The sequence below is a fragment of the Pseudomonas sp. XP2 genome (assembly GCF_053557975.1).
On the sequence record NZ_JBNRIK010000030.1, the window covers coordinates 61,644 to 69,838 of the forward strand.

Annotated in this window: 4 protein-coding genes and 1 pseudogene; 2 read left to right on the forward strand and 3 right to left on the reverse strand. The window is 58.7% G+C overall.

Features of this window, described 5'->3' with window-relative positions:
• Positions 1 to 31 precede the first annotated feature (31 nt).
• Positions 32 to 2,218 (forward strand): OsmC domain/YcaO domain-containing protein, encoded by a 2,187-nt coding sequence (locus ACK1VC_RS24765; RefSeq protein ID WP_191086685.1) that lies wholly within the window; start codon positions 32 to 34, stop codon positions 2,216 to 2,218.
• A 283-nt stretch (positions 2,219 to 2,501) separates the two neighbouring features.
• Complete coding sequence (locus ACK1VC_RS24770) at positions 2,502 to 3,314, forward strand: class I SAM-dependent methyltransferase (protein WP_016487484.1); 813 nt, start codon at positions 2,502 to 2,504, stop codon at positions 3,312 to 3,314.
• Here the strand turns inward: ACK1VC_RS24770 and ACK1VC_RS24775 are convergent.
• The 3 genes and pseudogenes from ACK1VC_RS24775 to ACK1VC_RS24785 all read right to left on the reverse strand — a co-directional run.
• A complete protein-coding gene (locus tag ACK1VC_RS24775; RefSeq protein ID WP_197884650.1) occupies positions 3,301 to 4,179 on the reverse strand; it encodes a DUF6708 domain-containing protein in 879 nt (292 codons plus the stop codon). The two genes, ACK1VC_RS24770 and ACK1VC_RS24775, sit on opposite strands and share 14 nt — an antisense overlap.
• Positions 4,180 to 4,375: 196 nt before the next feature.
• Complete coding sequence (locus tag ACK1VC_RS24780; RefSeq protein ID WP_031312005.1) at positions 4,376 to 5,269, reverse strand: DUF6708 domain-containing protein; 894 nt, start codon at positions 5,267 to 5,269, stop codon at positions 4,376 to 4,378.
• Between the two features lie 2 nt (positions 5,270 to 5,271).
• A pseudogene (locus ACK1VC_RS24785) lies at positions 5,272 to 8,195 on the reverse strand (T6SS effector BTH_I2691 family protein); the annotation flags it as partial.

An 8,195-nucleotide genomic window follows, 5' to 3' on the forward strand; every position in this document is an offset into this window, starting at 1 on the left:
GTTTTACACGCTTAAATCACGGTAATCCCGCATGGAAATCAAGGTCAATTTTCTCGACAATCTCCGTCTCGAAGCCAAGTTCGATGACTTCACGGTGATCGCCGACCAACCGATCCGCTACAAAGGCGATGGTTCGGCCCCAGGCCCGTTCGACTATTTCCTGGCGTCTTCGGCCTTGTGCGCGGCTTACTTCGTCAAGCTGTACTGCCAGGCCCGCGACATCCCAACCGAATACATTCGCCTGTCGCAGAACAACATCGTCGATCCGGAAAACCGCTACAACCAGATCTTCAAGATCCAGGTCGAGCTGCCCGAGGACATTTCCGACAAGGACCGCCAAGGCATCCTGCGCTCCATCGACCGCTGCACGGTCAAGAAGGTTGTGCAGACTGGCCCTGAGTTCGTGATCGAAGTGGTCGACAACCTTGATGCCGATGCCCAGGGCCTGTTGATGCCGGTGGCAGACACCAGCACCTACATCCCCGGCAAGGACCTGCCGCTGGAGCAGACCATCGCCAACATGTCGGGCATCCTCGCGGGGCTGGGGATGAAGATCGAGATCGCTTCGTGGCGTAACATTGTGCCCAATGTGTGGTCGCTGCACGTGCGCGATGCGCAGTCGCCGATGTGCTTCACCAACGGCAAGGGCGCCACCAAGGAGGCGGCGCTGGCCTCGGCGCTGGGCGAATTCATCGAGCGCCTGAACTGCAACTTCTTCTACAACGACCAGTTCTGGGGCGAAGAGCTGGCCAACGCGCCGTTCGTGCATTACCCGAACGAGCAGTGGTTCAAGCCTGGCCCGCGCGACGCGCTGCCGGCCGAGATCCTCGACGAGCATTGCCTGGAAATCTACAACCCGGACGGTGAGCTGCGTGGTTCGCACCTGTATGACACCAACTCGGGTAACACCGCCCGGGGCATCTGCTCGCTGCCGTTCGTGCGCCAGTCCGACCAGCAGGTGGTGTACTTCCCGTCCAACCTGATCGAGAACCTGTTCCTCAGCAATGGCATGAGCGCCGGCAATACCCTGGCCGAGGCGCAGGTACAGTGCCTGTCGGAAATCTTCGAGCGTGCGGTGAAGCGCGAAATCCTCGAAGGTGAGCTGTGCCTGCCGGATGTGCCGCAGGACGTGCTGGCCAAGTACCCGGCGATCGTCGCCGGCATCCAGGGCCTTGAAGAGCAGGGCTTCCCGGTGCTGGTCAAGGATGCTTCGCTGGGGGGCGAGTTCCCGGTCATGTGCGTGACGCTGATGAACCCTCGCACCGGCGGCGTATTTGCCTCGTTCGGCGCTCACCCGAGCCTGGAGGTGGCGCTGGAGCGCAGCCTCACCGAATTGCTGCAGGGGCGCAGCTTCGAAGGCCTCAACGACCTGCCGCAGCCGACCTTCGAAAGCCATGCGCTGACCGAGCCGAACAACTTTGTCGAGCACTTCATCGACTCCAGCGGCGTGGTGTCGTGGCGCTTCTTCAGCGCCAAGGCCGACTTCGAATTTGTGGAGTGGGACTTCTCCGGCCACGACGAGGATTCCAACCAGCAGGAAGCCGCTACCCTGTTCGGTATCCTCGAAGCGCTGGGCAAGGAGGTGTACATGGCGGTGTACGACAACCTCGGTGCCACGGCTTGCCGCATCCTTGTGCCGGGCTACTCGGAAATCTACCCGGTCGAGGACCTTATCTGGGACAACACCAACCGCGCCTTGTCGTTCCGTGCCGACATCCTCAACCTGCACAGCCTCGACAGTCGCTCCCTGAAGTTGTTGCTCAAGCGCCTGGACAACTGCGATGTGGATGACTACACCACCATCACCACGCTGATTGGTGTGGAGTTCGACGAGAACACCGCGTGGGGTCAGTTGACCATTCTCGAGCTGAAACTGCTGATTTGCCTGGCGGTGCAGCGTTTCGAGGATGCCAAGGAGCTGGTCGAGGCGTTTCTGCAGTTCAACGACAACACCGTCGAACGCGGCCTGTTCTACCAGGCGCTGAACGTGGTGCTGGAAGTGCAGCTGGATGACGAACTGCAGCTGGATGACTATGAAGCCAACTTCCGCCGCATGTTCGGGAATGCACGCATGGACGCGGTGCTGGGTTCGGTGAACGGCAGCGTGCGTTTCCACGGCCTGACTCCGACCAGCATGAAGCTCGAAGGCCTCGACCGCCACCTGCGCCTGATCGACAGCTACAAGAAGCTGCATGCGGCCCGGGCCAAATTCGCCTGAGAGCTGCGGTCCCACTCGTTATTTTGTGCTGGCTGTACCGCCCTCATCGCCGGCAAGCCAGCTCCCACAGGTACTGCACCGTTCTTGAGCGTTGTGCTGAACTTGATGGGGCTGGCTAGCCGGCGATTGGGTCAGCAGCTCTCATATAGCACTTTGAACCTGGCGCTATCCCCAAAGCGTCTTTCCGCTTCGCTTGAAAGGCGCGTAATTTTTTCTTCCCCCAATATATGGCGCGTTAACCGCCAGAAGGACCTCGGCCGCGCACAACAAGAAGGCGCAGACCATGAGCACCCCTTTGGACACCAACGCCCTTAAAGCCCGTCAGCAGGCCGCCTGGGCCAGCGGTGACTACGCGGTAATCGGCACCACCCTGCAACTGGTTGGCGAACGCCTGGCCGAGGCCTGCGACTTGCGCTGGGACGAGCAGGTGCTGGACGTTGCTGCCGGCAACGGCAACGCCACCTTGGCCGCTGCCCGCCGCGGCTGTCGCGTCACCTCCACCGACTATGTGCCCGAATTGCTCAAGCGAGGCGAAGAGCGGGCGCGGGCCGAGCACTTGAATGTGTTGTTCCAGGCGGCCGATGCCGAAGCGTTGCCGTTTGCCGACGGTACCTTCGATGCCGTGCTTTCCACCTTCGGCGTGATGTTCGCCCCTGATCAGGCGCAGGCCGCACGCGAGCTGGTCCGGGTGTGCCGGCCCGGTGGCCGCATCGGCCTGGCCAACTGGACCCCGCAAGGCTTTGTCGGGCTGATGTTCAAAATGCTAAGCCGGCATGTGCCGCCACCCCCCGGTGCCTTGCCGCCTTCGCGATGGGGCGATGAGGAGCAGTTGCGCGTGATGTTCGAAGGGGCGCTCGGCGAACTGAAAGTCAGTCGTCAGCAGTTCAACTTCCGCTATCGCTCGGCGGCGCATTTCATCGAGGTGTTCCGCACCTGGTATGGGCCGGTACACAAGGCGTTTGCCTCATTGGAGCCAGAGGCGGCCAGTGCGCTGGAGCGGGATCTGACCCAATTGCTGGAGGAGAACAACGTCGCTGGACCTTCATCGTTGGTGGTGCCGAGTGAATACATTGAGGTGGTGGTCATTCGGGGCTAGCAGGCGCTCCTTCCAATGCCTCCGCGGGTGGGGGGGCTGCACGGACATTGAAAAGCTTGCAGACGAAGTACCAAGCGATCGCGACCGTTAGGTTGTAGGGGAACAACACAGCCCAGAACGGCAGTTGCCAGTTTTTCTTGCCCTGCATTTCACCGGGCTCGCCGGTACGCCAGGGGGCATAGTGGCGCCAGGCTTCAGCCGGGGTCAGGCAGATGGCGTAGAGTGGCTTGTGCCACCAATTGGGCTCGCCGGGAGGCGGAAGCTTGTCCGGACCGTGGTTCATGAAATGGCGGAGGTACTCCCACACTTCGGCGACGTGTCTGACCCCGGGCTCGGTGGGTTCGTTGCTGTCGACCCAGAGGCAGTCTTCTTGGTGGAGGCTGCCATCCGCTCGGCGAGGGGCGAAGGCGAGGGCGTAGCTGGTGCTGAAGGATGAACCACCGTACTCGGTGCGTTTGAAAACGCCTCCGCCAGTGTTACTCCACTCAAAGACGAATATCTTGCTCAAGCGTTGATAGTAAATCTTCTGAGTTGATCGGTTGAAACATATGCTCGATAAGCGCTTTATGACGTATATTCGATAAATTAGGAACGGGAGGAATGTGAAGGGCGTGAGTGCGAAGCTGGTCATTAAAAGTGGGTGGGATTTAAAGTACTTCATGAACTCCCCGTCAAATAGATAAGGGTAGAAGCCGATCATTGAGATGGTTATTATTGCACAGTACAGTTTCCCCATGAATGCCGAGTCTGTTACCCATGGATTTCTCAAGCATAAAAAATTGTCGGATGAGCTTAATAGCTGCCCAGTGATAGCGGGCTTGTGTCCTGAACCTGTCTTTGAATTGAACATCCAGATGGTTGCCATGGTCAGCGTTCCAGACGAAAAGTTGCGAGGCTCTCATTGTCTTCGTCCAACCCTTGATTGGCGCTGCAAGCGAGATGCAGTGAGACATGATTTTGGTTGGCTAGCGTGTTCTCGAAATGCAGAACTCAGCCAGCACCTACAGAGATGCGTGCGCTGCAGGCATGGCCGGAGGTGGCACTGCTGATGGAGGCGTCAGTCATGCGCGCTTCCCTTTGGCCGAATGTGCCGGGCGCTCCTCAAACGCTTCAGGCGGTGGTGACGCGACGCGAACATTGAATAGGCGACAGATGCCGTACCAGCAGATGGCGACGGTGAGGTTGTAGGGGAACAGCACCGCCCAGAACGGCAGTTGCCAGTTCTTTTTGCCCTGCATTTCACCGGGCTCGCCGGTTCGCCAGGGCGCATAGTGTTGCCAGGCTTCTGCCGGGGTCAGGCAGATGGCGTGCAGCGGTTTGTGCCACCAGTTGGGTTCGCCGGGCGGGGGGAGATTGTCCGGGCCGTGATCCATGAAATGGCGAAGGTATTCCCAGACTTCAGCGACGTGTTTGACACCAGGTTCGGAGGGGGCGTTGCTGTCGACCCACAGGCAGTCTTTTTGGTGGAGGCTGCCATCCGCTCGGCGAGGGGCGAAGGCGAGGGCATAGCTCGTGCTGAATGATGATCCGCCGTATTCGGTGCGTTTGAAAATGCCTCCGCCGGTGTTGGCCCATTCAAAGACGAATAGCTTACTCAACCGCTGATAGTAAATCTTCTGAGTTGATCGGTTGAAACATAAGCTTGATAAGCGCTTTATGAAATATATTCGATAAGCTAAGAAGGGTAGGAAAATGAAAGGTCCAAGCACTGTGAGGGTAATGAAAGTATAGCTAAAGGTGTATGGGTTCCAGGCTTCGCTGGATAGTAGGTAGGGGTAGAAAACTATTAATGATGCGATAATCATTGCGCAATAAATTTTTCCCATAAAAACAGAGTCCGTTACCCATGGATTTCGCAGGCATAAAGTGTTCTCGGATACGCTTGCCAGTTGCCCTCCAATTGCAGGTTTGTGCCCAGAATTTGACGTTGAATTGAATATCCAGATGGTTGCCATGGTCAGCATTCCAGACGAAAAGTTGCGAGGCTCTCATTGTCTTCGTCCAACCCTTGATTGGCGCTGTAAGCGAGATGCAGTAAGACATGATTTTGGTTGGTTAGCGTGTTCTCGAAATGCAGAACCAAACCTGCACCTACGAGGTGGCCGGTTGGGGCGATTGGGAAAACGTCCATTCCTTGGTTATCTCGCAGGGCGCTCAAGCTCCCTGACCATTCGCTTACGCCTAGCCTGAAACCAGGCAGTAGCACTGTGAATTCAACGGTGGGTTGAGGTGTGGCTACTTCGTTATGGGTGATAGCAGTCCAGTTGGGCGGAGACCACTGATCATTCCGATGCCATTTAGTGTCAACTTTAGTTATGCCCAGTGACAGGGCCTGTTCGGCCATTAGTAGTTTTGGTCCGTAATGCTCGTTGTGCCAAGCTTTGATTTCAGTTTGTAGCGAGGCGAAGGCAGGAAGTTTATTTTCAAAATCCAAGGTGATGCCAGGGCGCCCCTCCCCATCATTGATGCGATTACCGAAGACGGTGCGTGCTGCCCACAGCTCAATTGGGCTGTGAAGGTGCTCATGTGCCTTGGCGTGCAGGTACAAACCTCCTGCAATGATGGCTACGCCTACGAGGACAAGGGCAGCCGCAGCCCATCCGGCAAAGGGTACTAATGTTGTCGCGCCCGCAACGGCAAGCCCTGCTTCAAGGGCGACAGCAGAGCCGATGGCCATAGTTACCCCTCCGGCCAAGGTGTATCCGCCTGCAGTTGAACCACCACTTTTCAGCTGACGCATTCCCTTTGATATGTCTGAAAATAGGCTGAATGCTATTGCAGGGTATCCGGCCAAACGCGCGAACAAGTTACTGCTTAAGAACTTGATGATTCCATTTCCAAAGGCCATGCCTGGTGCGGTCGGACTCAATCTCAACATCACGGCCTTCTGCGTTGCCCGCACGCTGACCATCGTCGCCGCCGCTGCACCGATCACCCCAAAAATCGATGAAGCAAAGCCCAAGGTGTATTCCGGTGCATCGTTCTTTTGCAGGCTGTTATAGGCCGTCTTCAGCGATAAGATGTTGAACCACAGCATCCCCGCGTTCAAACCACCCCCACCGCCCGAGGTGAGCAACCCGAGAAAGTTGGGCTTCACTCGCGCAGTGGTGGTCAGTTCTATCGATATTGTCCGGCTACCCGAGATGCGCAGTTGTTTCATTTCCTCAACCTGCGCCATGCCGCTCTTCAAATACTTCTGTGCCTCCTGGCTGAATGGATTTTCCGTGATGGCCTGTTCGGTGATTCGGTAGCGCGCCACCAACAGCCCCAACGCCTTCTCGGCATTCGCCTCCCGCGCCGCCAACAGCACCTGCTGACGCAGGCCATGACTGGCNCCAACAGCCCCAACGCCTTCTCGGCATTCGCCTCCCGCGCCGCCAACAGCACCTGCTGACGCAGGCCATGACTGGCATCCCAGCGGGTTTGCCCGCGCAGGCGCTTGAGCACTACGGTATTGACCGCCTGGGCGGTAAGGTCGGTGATGTCGGCCATGGCCGGGAAGCGACCCACCAATCCTTCGATCACGTTGTCGCTGGCACCGAACAAAGAGCCGGTCGAATCCGCCTTGTCCTTGAACGGATTGAACGGCGCCAAGGCGGTGTAAAGCGGGCTGTCGTGCTGGTCCAACCATTGCTCCAGGCGTTTGAAGCGTCGGTCATGCTCTTCGGTGCCGGGTGTCGGTTGGCCCATCGGGTGAATCAGCAAAGCCAGCGAGATTTCCAGGCCGCGGGCGGAGGTGCGCTCGTCGCGGTCGTAACACGCCAGGGCGGCGGCCAGGCTGTGGGGGTTGTCGATATGTTGCGATTCGGCAGTGGCCAGCCAGGCGTCATGATCATTGCTGGCTTGCAACGCCAGGTTGCGCAGGGCTGCAATACGCCGTTCCAGCTCATCGCGTTCGGCAAGGAAACGCCGGTATTTGGCGATATCGATGCGCTTTGCCAGGCGCGCGCCGCTGGGGGAGTAATCCTCATGGGTGAGGGCCTGGAAATGTGACTCGGCCGCAGACAGCGCAGGCCCACGCCGCTCCGTGCCCAGCCTGAACGCGGCCAGTTCCGGTGAAGGCGCATCGGCCGGGTACATGCTTTCCAGCGTCTTGTTCAGCAGCATGCCCACCAGGTTGCGATGGTGAAAATCGCGGCTGTGCACGCTCAGTTGCTCGGCATCCAGGCGGTAGCACGCCGGCACGGGTTCCTGCTCGGGAGGTTGCGCGGGTTTTGTGTGTGCCAGTTGTTCGGCGGGCATCAGGTCGCGCATTTGATGCTGGTAGGCCGAGACCGACAGGCTCAGGTCCAGGGCCATGCCTTCGGCGTCGGCGAGTGCTACTACCACCGGTACCTTCGGTTGGGTCCAGGGGTAGTGACGCGCCACGGCGACCAGGTTGCCGATAGGCAAGGTTTCGGTGATCGGGTCGCTGCTCCAGGTCAGCGGCATGCGCCGTTCGGTTGGCTTGAAGTCTTCGACCCAGGTTTGCAGGGCACTGACCGGCAACACATGGGGCTGGGTGGATGGCGCCTGGTTGCTGGCGATCAGTTCGGCCATGTCCAGCTGGCGCATATGCCGTTTGCGCAGGGCTGATGAACCGGTGATGCGGGCGGTCACGGCGTTGGTCCACAGGTGGGGGCTGTAGCCGATCCACACTTGCCTGGCGGTATCGGGGCAGGTATCGGCCCACACCCAGCCCATGCTGCGGCTGGAGAGATAGCGATCACGCAGGTGGTAGTTTTCCAGCCCTTTGTAACTCAGTTCCTTGTAAAGACCCGCGCCAACGTACTCATGGATGACCAGCTTTTCGCCCTTCGGACCTTTCATGAACACGTAGACATAACCCGGGCGCAAAGCGCGCAGGGTGTAGGCAGAGTGTTGCAGCGGGGGGAAGCTTTG

Bases quoted from the DNA above. Each gene is read 5' to 3' on its own strand.
- ACK1VC_RS24765 (WP_191086685.1), top strand. From the start codon at position 32: ATGGAAATCAAGGTCAATTTTCTCGACAATCTCCGTCTCGAAGCCAAG.
- ACK1VC_RS24770 (WP_016487484.1), top strand. From the start codon at position 2,502: ATGAGCACCCCTTTGGACACCAACGCCCTTAAAGCCCGTCAGCAGGCC.
- ACK1VC_RS24775 (WP_197884650.1), bottom strand. From the start codon at position 4,179: ATGGCAACCATCTGGATGTTCAATTCAAAGACAGGTTCAGGACACAAG.
- ACK1VC_RS24780 (WP_031312005.1), bottom strand. From the start codon at position 5,269: ATGGCAACCATCTGGATATTCAATTCAACGTCAAATTCTGGGCACAAA.